We start from the raw sequence: 17,350 nt of genomic DNA on the forward strand, positions 1-17,350 counted from the left end.
TCTTAACATTGATTGTTCAGCATTAACCCTCTTAGGGAATAGCTATAGCGCTACGCATTACGGTTAGGACATTTTTAAACTCTAAAACCCTTTCACTTCTTACTGTTCCCTGTTCCCTGTTCCCTGTTCCCTCGCGCGTAGCGCTATAAAAGCGATTTGAGAGACTCTTCCGCACCCTAAACCTGTCTTTTATCTCCTTTCTCCAAAATCAGGGAAGGGGTGAATACTCTAATCATCTGACCTAAAAAATAATAAATTTGGTAATGCTAACCCCACCGGAATTCCTAATGTCATTAATAAGGCGGTTCCAGCCATCACTATCGTATTAGCAATTAAAGAAATATCGGAATTGATACCTAATTTCATCATTAAAATTAAACCACTTCCGGCTCGAAACATAAAAATTCCAGGGATCATTCCAACAACTGCCCCAAATGCAATAGCCGCCGAAGGCACTTTAAATCGTCGAGAAAAATAAACCGTCATTAATCCCACAACCATTGAAGCCAAAAGATTTCCCCAAATAATTCCTAACCCGATATAAATCGAAAAAAATCGCATTCCATAACCGACCATTCCACAAAGAATACAAACCCAAAGAATTCCTTTAGGAACATTAAATAAAATCGCAAATCCAGCCGCCACAAATCCAGCAAATAAAATATTTTCCGGCTGTAATATAGGGGGTTTTGTCGAATTAACAGCAACAGAAATATCCATAATACTTCCTGATAATAATAAACCAAATAAAATAGCAATCAACATTACTAAACTAAAATTTAATCGAGCAATTCCTGTAATTTGATGGTTATAAACCATATCTAAAACTGCATTAATTAAATGAACTCCGGGGACTAACATCATGGAGGGAACTAATAAACAGGGTTCTGGCGTTGTTGTCCAACCGAGTTTAATTCCAATTGCACTGATACAACCTCCCAAAAAAGCTGCAAAAAAGGCAATAATAAACCCATTAAACTTATGTTTTGCTAATTGTTGTCTTAAGATTAGTCCCAGGGCTGTTGCTAAACTCACAATCAAAAAAGTAGACCAATCTCCATGAAAAATTTTAGCCAAACTTCCCCCCGCAATTCCTAACATTAAAACTAAAAACCATTGCGGATAATGATGAGGAGCATAGTGATTAATTAGTTCTAACTCATCTGTAACTTCTTCTAAAGTTTTATGTCCTTGTTGAATATCATCGACTAAGCGCATTACTTGAGTCATGACCATCATATTAATTTTCATCGCCGGAATGGGGGTACTAATGCGCGAATAAAATTGATTATGAATTTTGGTTGTTAAGGTGATAGCTTCATAAGATACTAATAACCGGGCTTCAATTCCTAAACTATCTGCTAATTGACCAGTTACCCGATGAACTCGTTCTGTTGCAGCACTATTTTGTAGAAGAAGTCGGGCGGTAAGTAGAACCAGGTGAAACTTTTGATCAATCTCTTGGAGGACTGTTGGCGTCATCTGGGTTTTTTCCTTAAACGGACATCTGATGCTATTAATAGTATGGGATTTAGGCTTAATTTTATGGATAGTTGGGAATTAGTACAACGAAAAGCCACAGGGGAATGGAATTTTAAAGAGGTGGATTTAAGAGGCGCTGATTTACAAAGTTTGGATCTCAGTAAATTAGTCTTTATTGGGGCCGACTTAAGTGGGGCAAATCTCAAGGGCGCGAATTTGAGTCGTTCTTCCTTACGCGGTGCTAACTTAATGGGGGCTAATTTAAGTTATACAATTTTAGAACAAGCTAGTTTATATGGGGTACAAATGATGGGGGCAAACCTCTCCCATGCAAACTTGAATGGAGCCAATTTAACCCACGCTAATTTAAGCTATACTAATCTTTATCAAGCTAATTTAAGTGCTGCCAACCTTTACGGGTGTAATTTAGAAAATGCTTGGTTAGTGGGGGCTGATTTACGAGATACGGATTTAGAAAAAGCTAATTTTAAAGCCGTTAATTTAACCGATGCTAATTTAACGGATTCTATTGGATTTAATCAAAGCGATGCCATCATTTGTAATACGATTATGCCCAATGGTGAATTGATGTTATCCCGGCTCTAAATTAACCGTTAAAGTTTTTCCACCGATCCACACTTGATCTCCTGTAACTAATTTTCGTCCCCGTCTAGTTTCAATCTCACCATTAACTCGAACTTCACCGGATTGAATCATAATTTTAGCTTGTCCTCCGGTAGAAACCTCACCCATGAATTTCAGAAATTGATCAAGTTTAATGGTTTCAGACATGATTTGATAGGCTCTTAATAGTGGGTCAGGTATTTAATCTATTATAATAGAATTGAGGATTTTGAGCAAGGCTAAATCAGGTTAATTTAATAAAGGTTAAATAAGGAATAAAAAAATAATTACACTGACCTAGATAATTTTGACACAGATGGGCATTCCGTCTCAAAAACTGTCATAATATAAAAACAGACGTAACATTTCTTAAATACAATGGCGAGAGACTTAAGAGGCTTTTTAAAACTGTTAGAAGAACGGGGACAATTACGGCGAATTCAAACCTTAGTTGATCCTGACTTAGAAATTGCTGAAATTTCTAACCGAATGTTGCAATGTGGGGGCCCAGGGTTATTATTTGAAAATGTTAAAGGTTCACCCTATCCGGTGGCGATCAATTTATTAGGGACAGAACAACGGGTCTGTTGGTCAATGAATATGGAAACTCCCCAAGAGTTAGAGGAATTGGGGAAAAAATTAGGAATGTTACAACAACCTAAACCGCCTAAAAAAATCTCCCAAGCCATTGATTTTGGTAAGGTTTTATTTGATGTCATCAAAGCTAAACCGGGGCGCAATTTTTTCCCCCCTTGTCAACAGATTATAATTGAAGGAGATGATGTTGATTTAAACCAAATCCCCATGATTCGTCCCTATCCGAAAGATGCGGGAAAAATCATTACGTTGGGATTAGTGATTACCAAAGATTGTGAAACGGGAACCCCAAATGTTGGAGTTTATCGCTTACAATTACAATCTAAAAATACCATGACCGTCCATTGGTTATCGGTGCGAGGGGGAGCTAGACATTTACGCAAAGCGGCGGAGAAGGGAAAAAAATTAGAAATTGCGATCGCATTAGGGGTTGATCCCTTAATTATTATGGCGGCGGCGACCCCCATTCCGGTTGATTTATCCGAATGGTTATTTGCGGGATTATATGGGGGTTCTGGGGTACAATTAGCCAAGTGTAAAACGGTAGATTTAGAAGTACCTGCGGACTCCGAATTTGTATTAGAAGGAACCATAACTCCTGGGGAAATATTACCTGATGGCCCCTTTGGGGATCACATGGGATATTATGGTGGTGTTGAAGATTCTCCATTGATTCGATTTCAATGTATTACCCATCGTCAAGACCCGATTTATTTAACCACATTTAGCGGTCGTCCTCCCAAAGAAGAAGCGATGATGGCGATCGCATTAAACCGGATTTATACCCCGATTTTAAGACAGCAAGTATCGGAAATTGTAGACTTTTTCCTTCCAATGGAAGCCTTAAGTTATAAAGCAGCTATTATCTCCATTGATAAAGCTTATCCAGGTCAAGCGAGACGGGCAGCTTTAGCGTTTTGGAGTGCTTTACCTCAGTTTACTTATACCAAATTTGTAATTGTTGTGGATAAAGATATTAATATTCGAGATCCGCGACAAGTGGTATGGGCAATTAGTTCAAAAGTTGACCCGTCCAGGGATGTTTTTATTCTTCCTGATACGCCTTTTGATACTTTAGATTTTGCCAGTCAAAAAATAGGTTTAGGGGGAAGAATGGGGATAGATGCAACGACAAAAATCCCCCCTGAAACCAATCATGAATGGGGAGAACCTTTAGAGTCAGATGTTGATGTTGCTGAAAGGGTAACCAAACGTTGGGCAGAATATGGATTAAATGATCTGAATTTAACCGAAGTAGACCCCAATAAATTCGGCTACGAAATTCGGTAATTTCTGCGTGGGGCGTTGCCCCACCCCAATCATAATCAATACTTAAGTGTGGACTACTGAGGATTGTTCTGGAATTGGAGGTGATGTATACCAATTCCTGAGCGCAAGTTCTGTATAATATCGCCAAATCTTGGTATAAAACTGATTTAGGATTGCTACAGCAATTTATAAATATGCCTCTGAGCACCCTACAGGAGAAACCCAAAATGCTAACCATTGACGACTACCAGATTCTCACTCAAATCTATGAAAGTGCTAACTCAGAAGTTTATCGCGCCATCCACGAATCTGATGGTGAAAGAGTTATCCTCAAAGTTCTCAAACAAGATTATCCGACCCCGGCGGAACTGACTCGCTATAAACAAGAATATGAACTCACTCGCAGCCTGAACCAAGATGGTATCGTCAAAGCCTACGGGTTAGAAAAATATCAGAATACTTTGGTTATGTTTGTCGAAGATTTTGGGGGTGAATCTTTGAAACTATTGAGAAGAAGTCATCAGTTTAGTTTACAGGAATTTCTCTCAATTGCCATTAAAATATCTACGAGTTTAGGACAAATTCATGCTGCAAATATTATTCATAAAGATATTAACCCTGCCAATATCATACTCAACCTGGAAACCCAACAATTAAAAATTATTGATTTCGGTATTTCAACGCGGTTAACGAGAGAAAATCCCACCCTGAAAAACCCCAACATATTAGAAGGAACGTTAGCTTATATTTCCCCAGAACAAACCGGGCGCATGAACCGAAGTTTAGATTATCGTACAGACTTTTATTCCTTGGGGGTCACTTTTTATGAACTGTTAACCGGAAAACTCCCCTTTGAAACAGACGATGATTTAGAATTAGTCCATTGTCATATTGCTAAACAACCTGTATTCCCCTCAGAAATTAACCTCTTAATTCCTCCAGCAATCGACAATATTGTCATAAAATTAATGGCAAAAAATGCTGAAGATCGCTATCAAAGTGCATGGGGATTAAAAGCAGATTTAGAAAATTGTTTACATCAATTACAATCTACAGGAAAGATAGAGGATTTTCCTTTAGCAACTCAAGATATTTCTGATAAATTTCAAATCCCCCAAAAGTTATATGGAAGAGATACAGAAATAGAAATTTTATTAACAGCTTTTGATCGAGTCAGTCACCCCCCCTTAGTCAGAGAGGAGAAAGGAGGGTCTGAACTCATGTTAATTGCTGGATATTCGGGGATCGGAAAATCTGTGTTAGTTCAAGAGATTTATAAACCGATTACGGAAAAACGGGGCTATTTTATTGCGGGAAAATTTGACCAATTTCAGCGTAATATTCCTTACAGTGCGATTGTCAATGCGTTCCAACAATTTGTTAAACAAATTTTAACTGAAAATACAGCTAAATTACAAACCTGGAAAGCCAAACTTTTAACTGCTTTAGGGGGGAATGGACAAATTATTATTGATGTGATTCCAGAGGTTGAATTAATTATTGGTCAGCAACCTAATGTCCCCGAATTAGGGCCGACAGAATCGCAAAATCGTTTTAATTTAGTCTTCAAAAATTTTATCCAGACTTGTTGTGCTCAAGAGCATCCTTTAGTCATGTTTCTCGATGATTTACAATGGGCTGATGGGGCGACTCTAAAATTAATTGAACTGATGATGACAGACACCGATTTAAAACATTTATTTCTCATTGGTGCCTATCGAGATAACGAAGTGAGTCTGGGTCATCCCTTAATGATTTTATTAGAGGATTTGAGAAAAGTAGAAGTCCTTATTAATCAAATTAATTTGATGAATTTGCAACAAGAAGATATTAAAGAACTAATAGCAGATACTCTGAAAAATCAGAGTAATAGTGTAAATTTATTGGCGGATTTGGTTTTAACTAAAACGGATGGAAACCCCTTTTTTGTTAATCAATTTTTAAAATTATTATATAGTGATCAGCTAATCACATTTAATTACGAGCAGCAACAATGGACATGGGATATCAAGCAAATAGAAGCGCAAAATATTACCGATAATGTGGTGGAGTTAATGATTGGTAAATTAAAGAAATTACCAAACAAAACTCAATCTATTTTACAATTAGCTGCTTGTGTGGGAGCAAATTTTGACTTACAAAATTTATCAATTATTGCCAGAAAAACAACTTCAGAAACCTTTCCTGATTTACTCCTCGCTATTGAATCAGGATTACTTTTACCCTTATCAGAATTAGACGAAAATCTGTTAATTCAAAAGTATCAATTTCTCCATGATCGGGTTCAACAGGCTGCTTATACTCTGATTAATGAAGATCAAAAACCAGCCATTCACCGCCAAATCGGAAAATTAATTGAACAAAATGCCTCAGAGAGTGAAAAAGAGGAAAAAATATTTGATATTGTCGGACATTTTAATCTGGGGATAGAGTTAATTAACCAACCCGATGAACGAGAAGCCTTAGCTCAGTTAAATTTAAAAGCTGGGATTAAAGCGAAAAATGGCAGTGCTTATGCGGGAGCGATGATCTATTTACAAACAGGAATTGATTTACTGACTCCTAACTGTTGGATTGAGCAGCATGAATTGACTCTAAATCTTTATGTTGTAGCGACAGAAGCAGCCTATTTAAGTGGGGATCTGGAAACTATGGAAAAAATGGCTTCCCAGGTCTTACAAAATGCTCAAACGAGCTTGGATAAAGTCAAAATTTATGAAGTGAAAATCGCCGCTCAAACTTCTAAGGGGAATCCTGTCGGAGCATTTGCTGTCGGTCGAGAAGCACTCTTTCAATTAGGAGTAGATCTCCCCCAAGAAGCTGATGAAAATCGGATTAAAACAGAACTAGAAACAATTCGTCATCAACTCGAAGGTCATACTATTCCCCAACTGGTTGATCTCCCTTTAATGACTGATCTTCACAGTCAATATACCATGCAATTATTATCAATGTTAATTGGAGCAACTGTTCAAGGAGTACCCAGTTTAGTTCCCCTGGTGGGTGCCACAATGGTGAGTTTATCTCTAAAATTTGGCAATACTAGCACATCCTGTGTGGGTTATGTGGTTTATGGATTGGTTCAATGTACTGTTTTAGGAGATATAGAAACGGGTTATGAGTTCGGTAAATTATCACTCAGTGTACTAGAACGATTACACGCTATTGAATTTAAGTCCCTCATTCTACTTCTATTTGGATGCTTTATTCAAAATCGTCAAGAACCTTTGAGAGCAGTTCTTCCAACTCTGAAAGAGGGGTATACATCTCGTGGGGAAACTGGCGATACTTTATACGCTAGTTATTCCATTGAACATTACAGTTATGCCAGCTTTTTTAGTGGGATAGAATTGGGAAGTTTAGCATCAGAATTAGCAGCTTATAGTGATGCTTTATTACAATTAAAGCAATATTCGGCTCGGAGTTATTTGGATACCCTACGACAAGCTATTTACAATTTTCAGGAGATTGTGGAATCACCCGATGTGTTGAATGGAACAGCCTATAATGAAATAGAGATGATTCCTAAACATCATCAAAGGAATGATTTATGTGCCCTTATTTATGTGCATATCTACAAGCTTTTGTTAGCTTATTCTTGGGGAAATTACACTTCAGCATTAGCCTATATTATTGAAATTGAACGGTATATCTATTCAATGTCATTAGGGTCTGTTTTTGTTCCGGTTTTTTATTATTATGCTTCCCTCACCAAATTAGCTTTTTTTCCCCATTTAACAGAAGCCGAGCAAGCCGATAGAATTACTGAAGTAGAAACCTATCAAAATAAACTCTATCGTTGGATGGAAAGTATGCCTGATAATCATCAGCATAAATGGCATTTAGTTGAGGCGGAAAAGTATCGAGTTTTGGGGAATAAAGCTGAAGCGATTGAACATTATGATCGCGCTATCTCAGGAGCTAAAGAAAATCAATTTATCCAAGAAGAAGCACTGGCTAATGAACTCGCGGCTAAATTTTACTTAAATTGGGGCAAAGAAAAAATTGCCAAAGATTATATCCAGTCAGCCCACTATGCTTATACTCTCTGGGGTGCTACGGCTAAAGTTAAACACTTAGAACAAAAATACCCACAATTATTAACTTTAATATCAACAACTCCTGGGATTAAGGGAACAACAACTATCCGCACATCCGGTGCGATTGACACTGGCACGACTTTAGATTTAGCGACAGTGATGAAAGCTTCTCAAGCCCTTTCTGGGGAAATTGTCTTAGATAAATTACTGGTGTCTTTGATGAAAATTATCATCCAAAATGCCGGAGCGCAATTAGGTTATTTAGTCTTAGAAACTCAAGGTGAATTACTGATTGAAGCCTCTGGAGTGGTTAATGATGATAATATTACGGCATTACAATCAATTCCTATTGAGAATAACTTACCTATTACTCTTATTAATTATGTTGCAAGATTGAAGAAAGACGTGGTTTTAAACGATGCCACTCGTCAGGATAATTTTGTCAACGATCCTTATATTATCAGTCATCAGCCTAAATCAATTTTATGTACGCCTTTGCTGAATCAAGGTCAATTAATTGGCATTGTTTATCTGGAAAATAACCTCACAAATGGAGCTTTTACAGAGAATCGATTAGAAGTGATTAAATTATTATCAGGACAAGCCGCGATCGCCCTAGAAAACGCCCGTCTTTACCAAACTTTAGAAGATAAAGTTAAAGAACGCACCGCCCAATTAGCCGCAGCGAATCAAGAAATTAGTACCCTGAACGAGAAATTGAAAGCAGAAAATCTGCGCCTGAGTGCGGAGTTAGATGTGGCGAAAAAACTACAAGAAATGGTGTTACCTAAACCCGCCGAATTAGAAAAAATTGAGGGTTTAGATATTGCCGGATATATGGAACCCGCCGCTGAAGTAGGGGGCGATTATTATGATGTTTTATCGAGTCAGCATGGGGTAAAAATTGCTATTGGTGATGTCACTGGACACGGTTTAGAAAGTGGGGTATTAATGATGATGGCACAAACAGCAGTACGCACTCTTAAAGAAAGTAAAGAAACCGATCCCGTGCGTTTTTTAGATGTCCTTAACCGGACGCTTTATGGCAATATTGAACGCATGAAATTGGAAAAAAATATGACTTTGGCTATCTTAGATTATACTGATGGTCTCGTTAAATTAAGTGGTCAACATGAGGAAATGATTGTAGTGCGAGTTGATGGTATGATTGAAAAATTTGAGACAGGTGATCTGGGATTTCCTATTGGTTTAGAAGAGGAAATTACTGATTTCATCAGTCACACAACTGTAACGTTAAATTCGGGAGATGTGGTCGTTCTTTATACCGATGGAATTACCGAGGCTGTTAATCTCGATAAAGAGTTTTATGGATTAGATCGGCTTTATCAAATCGTCTTAGAAAATCGTCATTATTCTGCTAGAAAAATCCAACAATTTGTGATTGATGATCTTCGCCAATTTATTGGCAATCAGAAGGTTTTTGATGATATTACATTAGTTGTGTTCAAGCAAAAATAGCTTGTTTCTATTGATTGCTTTCCTCATTCCACAATCCTTCGACTTTCACGCTAATCCGGGGAATGGGGTTTCAAACTAGAAACCTGATGACTCAACTGTTGATAATCTGAACGAAACCACTGCGGTAAACGGGAAATATTTTGAATTTGCAATTGTCCGGGGCGACAATATAATAATACCGCTAATAGGTATTTTATCTTGTCTATTTCATTGAGTCCTTGATTCATTTTAGACGCTAATGTTTTGATAAATTCCTGTTCTGAAGCCGTTAACACTTCTTGAGAAAACCCACTGTGTAATAAGGTTCGATAAGCTTGACCCACTGAACCTTGATAAATTGATTCTAATGTTGGAGATTCCAAACCCAACCAAAAATTAGCTAATTCTTGACGAATTTGACGTAACTCTTTAACAATATCAACATTAGACGGATCAATTCGATATAAATTTACACATCCGACTAACCGTTTTTGGAAGGCTTCTGTTTCAGATAACGCTTGATTTTCTGGAACAGAAACAGCCGCTTTTAATGCCGTTGATAGTTGAACTGTTTCCAGGTTTGAGGGATTTTCAAACACCCGTTTATAATCTTTCAATAACCATTCAGGTAAACGATGATCTGCATTAGCAACTAATATCTTACCCGGAGGATAATATAACATCAACACCATCAAAGAGTTTAAAGAATCAGACTGTTTGAGTCCAATCGCCTTTTGAGTCATCTCATGGAGAAACTTTTGTTCTTCTGGGGTTAAGGCTTCCCTTTGAATCCCTCGATTTAAAAGAATTTGATAACCTTTTCCTAGATCCATTCTATAGGTTTGTTCTAAATGATCAGGTGAAATTTTTAACCAGTGCTGCGCCATAACTTTCCGAATTTCTCGCAACTCATCAATGACGGATTCATTATTTCTTTCTAAATCATAACGATTGACTACATTAACTAAGCGGGATAAATACTGTTGTATTCCTTCTCGGCTATTCGCTTGAATAAATTGCTGATTTTGCTGCCAATTTTGAAATAATTGCTGAAAGATTACACCGATTTTATCCGAGTAGGTTCGACTCTCCAAAAATTCAGGATTTTGCTGCATTTTGTGTTGAATTTCCTGGCGTTTTTGTTGTCGGAGTTGCGGGTTATTAGCTAGGGTAATGGCTAAGTTAATATAGGCTGCTTCGCTATTAGTAATTAAATCAGGAATAGAGAGCGATCGCAACAATGAGGCAGCCATCAAAGACCGGAAAGATCCTCCATCTCTGGGGATAATTATCTGACCAGCTTGGGAGGTTTCAGAAGAATAAGAAGGAATAGAATCTCCATCTCGGACAATGGGAACTAAACCAACTTCTAAGGGATCAAGTAAAGATGTTACCCCAGAAAACGGATAGGAATCTAAATAAATATCCGCTAATTTCAAATATTCTTTAATATCTGAACGACTGGGTTGTTTTTGTAAGAAAATTAAGCGACGACTTTCTACCTCATATTGGGCAAGAACGCTTTGAAACTGCTTAATAAATGGAACCGTTGCATAGCGAGAACTCCAGTTCGGGTTAAAGGGATATAACACCAAGAAAGAGTTAGGAACTGCGGCTAAAATTTTAGCCCAAGTTTCTTGAACTTCTGGAATAATTTTATAAAAATTTGATCCTGAAATAAACATAATGGAATCATCAGGAATTCCTAACAAAGAACGATTAGGAATTCGTTGCGGTGCTTCAGGAGGAATTACAGAACAACTAAAACAATGTGCAGTCCCAGGAATTAATATTAATTTTTCTCGATATTGTTCTTGAGCATTTTCTTGAGGTTCGGTTAAAACCCCTGAGATATAATAATCAATACTTCCCATCCCACTGGTCACACAGGATGGGGTTGTATTGACTTGAATTCTGGCTAATTTATGCAATGCTAATAAAGTGACTGGATGAGAAACTGCGGTAATATTACTCCCAATCAGTAAAATATCTAAATCATGATTTCTAATCAAGTTCACTTGTTCAGTTAAATTACTCGGAAGTGAAACTAATTGCTCAACGCGACTTTTACAATACTGTTCTAAGGGATGATTATTGGCGTTTATAGTATATAAAATGACTTCAAATTGATTTCTATCTAAATATTCAAAAGTAGGTAATATGGCATAAGTTTCTGTTTGAGGATTAAAATGATTACTGAGAATTCCTAGACGAATTTTTTGACGACTGTTAGAACGTTGAGGAAATTCATAATCTAAAGCATGACCTAAACTTTTTAGGGCAAACTCCATAATTTCTGCCCGTTTAATATAAATATTTTTGAGATTTGCCGTATTAAAATATAACGGAATAAAGTTAGCAATTTGGGTAAATTTCCAAGCTAATTCTTTCCAAATTGGAAACTCAGGATTACTCATAAACCGCCCATGAGTATAGTTAATCCAATTTTCTACATAACGATAATAACGGTCAGCTTCTCCGACTTCCTGGAAAAATTGAGGAACTGCTAACATAAACTTAAAATAATCCTCTAAAAACCATTTAGGAATAGGAGCTTGAATATACCAGTCTTGAGGGAGGTGATACGGATAACAATATAAGGTCAAAGCTAATAAATACTGTAAGCCTTTTGGCTGGTTTAGTCCTGTTTTTAAGTAAGTACACCAGTCTTGAATGTGAGCTTTTTCTTGAGGGGTTAAAGCTTCATTTTTAAAACTACTATTCAATAAAATTTTATAAGCTTGACCGATTTCTCCTAAATAAACTTTTTCTAAATTTTGGGTTTCTAAACCTAACCAATATTGAGCCAAAATCTGCCGAATTTGGCGTAAGGGATTGATAACAGTGTTTGAATTAGGATTTGTTTTATATTCTTCAGTTAAACGAGAAACTTCTGCTAAAATTTGAGCCGGAGTCAAGGTTTTTATCTGGGCTTTTGGTTGTTTCGGGGGAGCGAATAAGGCAATAATTCCTTGTTTAATTGTATCAGATTGACTACAATTTAAAGCAGCTTGAATTTGAGCAATAACGGCTTTAGCTTCTCCCTGAGTTAACATTTGTTGTGCGGTACTAATGGCATATAAACCATAATGCTCTTTAGCTTTATTCGATAAATCCATCGCTTGATTTTCAGGAAGATAAGATTGAGAAATTTCAATTGATTTTAATGTATCTGTGATATTTTCTCCCCCTTGAATTAAGCGAGATGTCCAAGAACTTAAATGTAAACGGTAAGCGGCTAAAATTTGAGGTTCATAACCGATAGGATAATGAGCAGAAATTCTTGTCCACATTTCCCAATCAGCCGCTGATTTGGCTTGAGGACAAAACCCTCCTAATTGTTCATAAATACTCCGTTTTACCACCATTGAAGAGGGTTGAATGCGTTGAGAAACAGCAATGCGTTTGATCCAGTTTTCTAAAATTCCGGCTGTTTCTCGTTCTAAAGTAGAGATAGACCGTTGATGATTCTCACTATCTACATAATAATGACGACAAAATGCAGCCCCAATCTTAGGTTCTTTTTCAATAATATTTCTTAAGGTTTGATAAAATCCAGGTAAGACAAAATCATCATCATGTAATAGATGAATCCACTGTCCTTGAGCGCGTTCTAAACATAAATTAAAGATAGCCGTTTGACCAATATTAAGTTGAGAATGGCGATAAAATTTGATGCGATTTCCGCCTACTTTTTTAACAATTGCTTCTAGTTCAGCTTGCACTGAACTATCAGGACAATCATTAATCACTTCAATTTGCATTTCGTCTTCCCCTGGTGCTTGTTCCAGAACACTTTTCAGGGTTTGTTCTAAATAGTGAACTTTATTAAAGGTCGGAATCATCACTGACCAAAAGGGTCGCTTCAGATTAGAATTGAAAGGAGAAATCTGAGGAAAATCCCAGGGAGATTGAGAAAGACGAGTTAAACTTGCTTGAGTTTCTCTGGCTTTAGTTTCTTCATTTACAGAAGTTGATTGCTGATTAATTCCTTGTAAAGTTTCTTTTTCAGCTATTTCTAACAGGGTTGAACGCACAATATCCGCCATTTTTTTCCAAGAGAATTTTTGAGCTTGTTTAAATCCGGCTGCAATTAAAGCGTTTCGTTGTTCAGTATTTTGTATATTTTTAAGTTCCTGAGTCAGTTGATCAATATTATCTTCGTTGACATAAATAGCGGCGTTATCTGCAACTTCAATAATAGAACTATTCCGACAAGTGATCACCGGACAACCGCAAGCCATTGCTTCTAAAATCGGTAATCCAAACCCTTCATATTTTGAGGGGTAAACTAAAGCGATCGCACCGCAATAGGCTAATCTTAACTCTTGATCATTTAGCCTTAAAAGATGAATATTACTGTCAGGAATATATCCCTGGAGTTCTTTCTCTAACTGAGGTTTTCCCCCAATACAAACAATATCATAGCTTTGAAAATCATCTAACCGGGATAAAGATTGAAACAATAAAATCGAGTTTTTATAACCCTTGGGACTAATCCGATCGCCAATAATAATAAAATAGGGTCTTGATAAATGATATTGCTGTTTAAATCGCTCAATTTCAGTTAAAGTTGCGGGAGTAAAAATCTCATCGACTCCACTATAAGCAACTTGAATAGGTTTATTAGTAACTTGTGGGAAAATTTTAACTAAATCCTGGGCGGTATTTTGAGAAATGGTAATAAACCCTGAAGCGTGTAAAATTCCACGATGTTTTTCTCGCCACATCGGTTCATCTAAATTTAGACCTATGACTTCAGGAATCATATCATAACCCATAAATACCGATGGGGTACTGATAGGAGTCGTATAATAAGTAGAAATAAATAAATCAGCTTTTTCTTGATCACAAATTGCTTGTAACAGTTGGCGATCACGCTCAGTATTAGCATAGTCATATAGAGGAATAGAGCGATAAATAATTCCAGGGATTTTCGGTGCAGTTCCTTGCCGATCTAATACAATAATTTGTTGACAAAAATCTCCCGTTGACCATTCTTTCAGTAAGGCTTTCCAAACTCTGGCAATTCCGGTATTATTAAATTGAAAAAATACGCCATCAATAATAATTTTAAATAACTTAGACTCTTGAGAAAAGCCTTGTTTTTTTGAACTCCCCATTAAATTAATTTCTAAGGTTTCTGAAGGGTTCAAGACGTTTCCCTTGCGAAACCAAACCCCTGTGTAGTCAATCTGATGAAGTCTAAAAGATTCTTGTTTGAGCTTTTCAAACTCATGAATTGCCTTTTTACACCCTTCCCAATGACCATAATCATCAATTTGAATCATTCCCAAAGAAACAACATTATCATAGAGATTATTGAAGATATCTAAAGTAGAATCATACCAATCTCCATCCGCGTGCAAAAAGGCAATATCACCAATTTCTTTCCGATATAAAGGCAATGTTTCACAAAATAAACCGGGGACTGGTTTAATAATAGATTGGACATCTAAAAGCTGACAAACCTTGCCTAAGTTCTCCCGAATTGGAGCCCCTAAAGTCCCAGCACCAAAACCTGTTTGATTCGCTGGAATTCCCTGATGAAGATCAGCATCACTGGGATCGGGCATTCCTTCAAATGTATCAAAAGCATAGACAAAACGGGGGCGCAAAGTGTAACGTTTAATCACCGTTGCTAATAAAGCCGATCCGCCTCCTTTATAGACTCCACACTCAACAAAATTGCCTGGAATATCCTCTAAACATACTTTTTTTGCTAAGGAATAAAGAGAGAATAATCGTTCATAACTTAACAGAGTATAAGGTCTGACGATAGACAAAATTTCTTGAAATTCCTGTTCTGAATTATCAATAGCTCTATCGCTAACCCGATAATTCATTAAATGGGTTGGCAATTGCCAATTCACGTTAGAATCTGGTTGGTGCATCACAGGTTCTACATTTCCTCGCCAAGCCACTCCCATAATTTGCATCGTTTGATATATCATCGTATTCCATCCTTTGTCTCTCAAATAATGCAAGCCTTCAGCTACATCAGGAGAAGCCAAATCATGAAATAGAATCATGGCATTTTCTTCAGCATACTTTTCACAGGCGATCGCATCCTGAAGGGGGCCAGGAGATTCATGATTTCCATCAATAAAAATTAATGACCATTTCTTTTGTGATTGATTTGCGAGTTCCTCGACTTTTTGGGGACTATAACCCGCCCATAAATTAATCTGATTTAAAACCCCACTATTTCTCAACGAACTGGTTACACTGTTATAAATCTCTGCATTATCAAGGATCGGATCAATCACATCTAATTGGACTCCAGCCAGTCCTAAATGACAAGCTGACCATCCCATCCAACAGCCAATTTCCAAGGCATTTTGATGCTTAAATTTTAGGGCTGTGTTGTAAAGAATTTGAGCTTCATCTCGACTTAAAAATCCTATTGTTGGTTGCCGACGATCTACATACCAGTTATGGGGAATATCCCCTCGCAAATAGGGCCAAGAACATCGAGCCGGATTTCCGACTATTATATTAGGAAAATATTGATCAGGTTGAACAATTTTTAATCCAGGGGAAACATAATCTTTTTCCGGTAATAAAGCTCGTTCGATCACTGAAATGGTTTCCTGAATCATTCTTTCTTCCTTAAACATTTTTTCGGCTCGCTTTTTACAATTCATTCCTATCCTTTGGCGTAACTCTGCGTTCATTGCCCAATTTTTGAGAATGTCACAAAGCTCTCTAACCGTAGCTTTTGAGTTATGTTTGGGGTCAGCAATTAATTGACCCGTGTTTCCTAATTCTTCAGGAATTCCACTAACGGCTGTTGCAATTACAGGCAATCCTTTAGACATAGCTTCCATAACCGATAAAGGCATTCCTTCTAATTCTGAAGTGAGTATAAAAATATCAGCTACATCTAACAATTGAGAAACATTTTTTTGCTGTCCTAAAAACTTAACTTTATCCGTAATTTTTAACTGTTTAACTGTTTCTTGAAGTTCAGTTTCAAACTCAGGTTCAAAAACACCCCCACCCACCCAAATAAAATAGAGATGATTCCATACCGGAGTAGATCTCAACTGTTCAATGGCTTGCAATTGATACTGATAGCCTTTGCGTTTTTCGATCCGGGCAGAGGTCAAACAAACCACCGCATCTAAAGGAATTTCCAGTTTTCGGCGTAAGTTTTCATTAATTAATGGGTTACGGGGGGTAAAGTAATTTGAGGGTCTGCCGTAGTAAATCACTTGCCCTTTATTCTTGGGAAGCCTAAACAGTTTGTGGAGTAAACTTAAATTGTTTTCAGAAACAGCAATAACGGATCGAGCTTTGTTGTAGTGATGAAATAATTGATCTAACTGGTGATTAACTTGAACGGCTAGATGAGGCTCAACTAATCCTTCTACAATAATATAAGGAAGATTGATTTCTGTAGCAATCTGTTTTATAATTAAGTTAGAAAAAGGGTTGGAATTGCTACAAATCAGCAAGTCAATTTTTTCGAGTTGTTTTCGGATTATCAATCGTAAATTTTGACTGTCTTGAGATAAATTTGAATAATCAATCCCAATATGTTTAATACCCAGTTCTTGCTGTTGAGTTACAAATTGAGTATAGGTTTGATGGTAGGGTGAAGCGTGTAGAGATATGACCTCAAAACCGGTTTTAGCTAATCCACATAAAAGCGAGTGATTATACTGAGCAACTCCACCCACCCCAGGATCATCTGTAGATAATAAAATTCTCTTCATGCCCACACCTACTCAAAAAATTTGCTGAATCATTGACGAGTGAAAATGCTCAATCTCCACCCTATATCTTAAATGAAGCTTACATCCCCTGATCACAGGATCTCTAGCCTTACCCCCTACCTGGATGAAAAATACGTTAAGATTAGTAACAATAGCATA

At 37.0% G+C, this 17,350-nt stretch carries 6 protein-coding genes; 3 read left to right on the forward strand and 3 right to left on the reverse strand.

The features are described from left to right. Nucleotides 1-228: 228 nt before the first annotated feature. A complete protein-coding gene (locus tag H6G57_RS07965; protein ID WP_190517480.1) occupies nt 229-1,482 on the reverse strand; it encodes a threonine/serine exporter ThrE family protein in 1,254 nt (417 codons plus the stop codon). 63 nt (nt 1,483-1,545) lie between these two features. Between H6G57_RS07965 and H6G57_RS07970 the strand changes: the two genes are divergently transcribed. Next, nucleotides 1,546-2,088 carry a pentapeptide repeat-containing protein gene (locus H6G57_RS07970; RefSeq protein ID WP_190517482.1) on the forward strand — a complete coding sequence of 181 codons (543 nt, stop codon included), beginning with the start codon at nt 1,546-1,548 and terminating at the stop codon, nt 2,086-2,088. Here H6G57_RS07970 and H6G57_RS07975 read toward each other — a convergent pair. Continuing rightward, nucleotides 2,074-2,274 carry an RNA-binding S4 domain-containing protein gene (locus H6G57_RS07975; protein ID WP_190517484.1) on the reverse strand — a complete coding sequence of 67 codons (201 nt, stop codon included), beginning with the start codon at nt 2,272-2,274 and terminating at the stop codon, nt 2,074-2,076. The genes H6G57_RS07970 and H6G57_RS07975 overlap by 15 nt on opposite strands. Nucleotides 2,275-2,484: 210 nt before the next feature. Here H6G57_RS07975 and H6G57_RS07980 point away from each other — a divergent pair, with 210 nt between their 5' ends. Both H6G57_RS07980 and H6G57_RS07985 read left to right on the forward strand, forming a co-directional pair. After that, nucleotides 2,485-3,993 carry a UbiD family decarboxylase gene (locus H6G57_RS07980; protein ID WP_190517486.1) on the forward strand — a complete coding sequence of 503 codons (1,509 nt, stop codon included), beginning with the start codon at nt 2,485-2,487 and terminating at the stop codon, nt 3,991-3,993. Nucleotides 3,994-4,199: 206 nt separating this feature from the next. Further along, complete coding sequence (locus tag H6G57_RS07985; protein ID WP_190517488.1) at nt 4,200-9,491, forward strand: AAA family ATPase; 5,292 nt, start codon at nt 4,200-4,202, stop codon at nt 9,489-9,491. Nucleotides 9,492-9,541: 50 nt separating this feature from the next. Here the strand turns inward: H6G57_RS07985 and H6G57_RS28905 are convergent, their stop codons facing one another. Continuing rightward, the gene (locus H6G57_RS28905) at nt 9,542-17,191 is read right to left on the reverse strand and encodes a glycosyltransferase (RefSeq protein ID WP_190517490.1); all 7,650 of its coding nucleotides are present in this window, start codon (nt 17,189-17,191) and stop codon (nt 9,542-9,544) included. Between the last annotated feature and the right edge of the window lie 159 nt (nt 17,192-17,350).

The sequence above is a fragment of the Planktothrix sp. FACHB-1365 genome, assembly GCF_014697575.1.
GTDB lineage: Bacteria > Cyanobacteriota > Cyanobacteriia > Cyanobacteriales > Microcoleaceae > Planktothrix.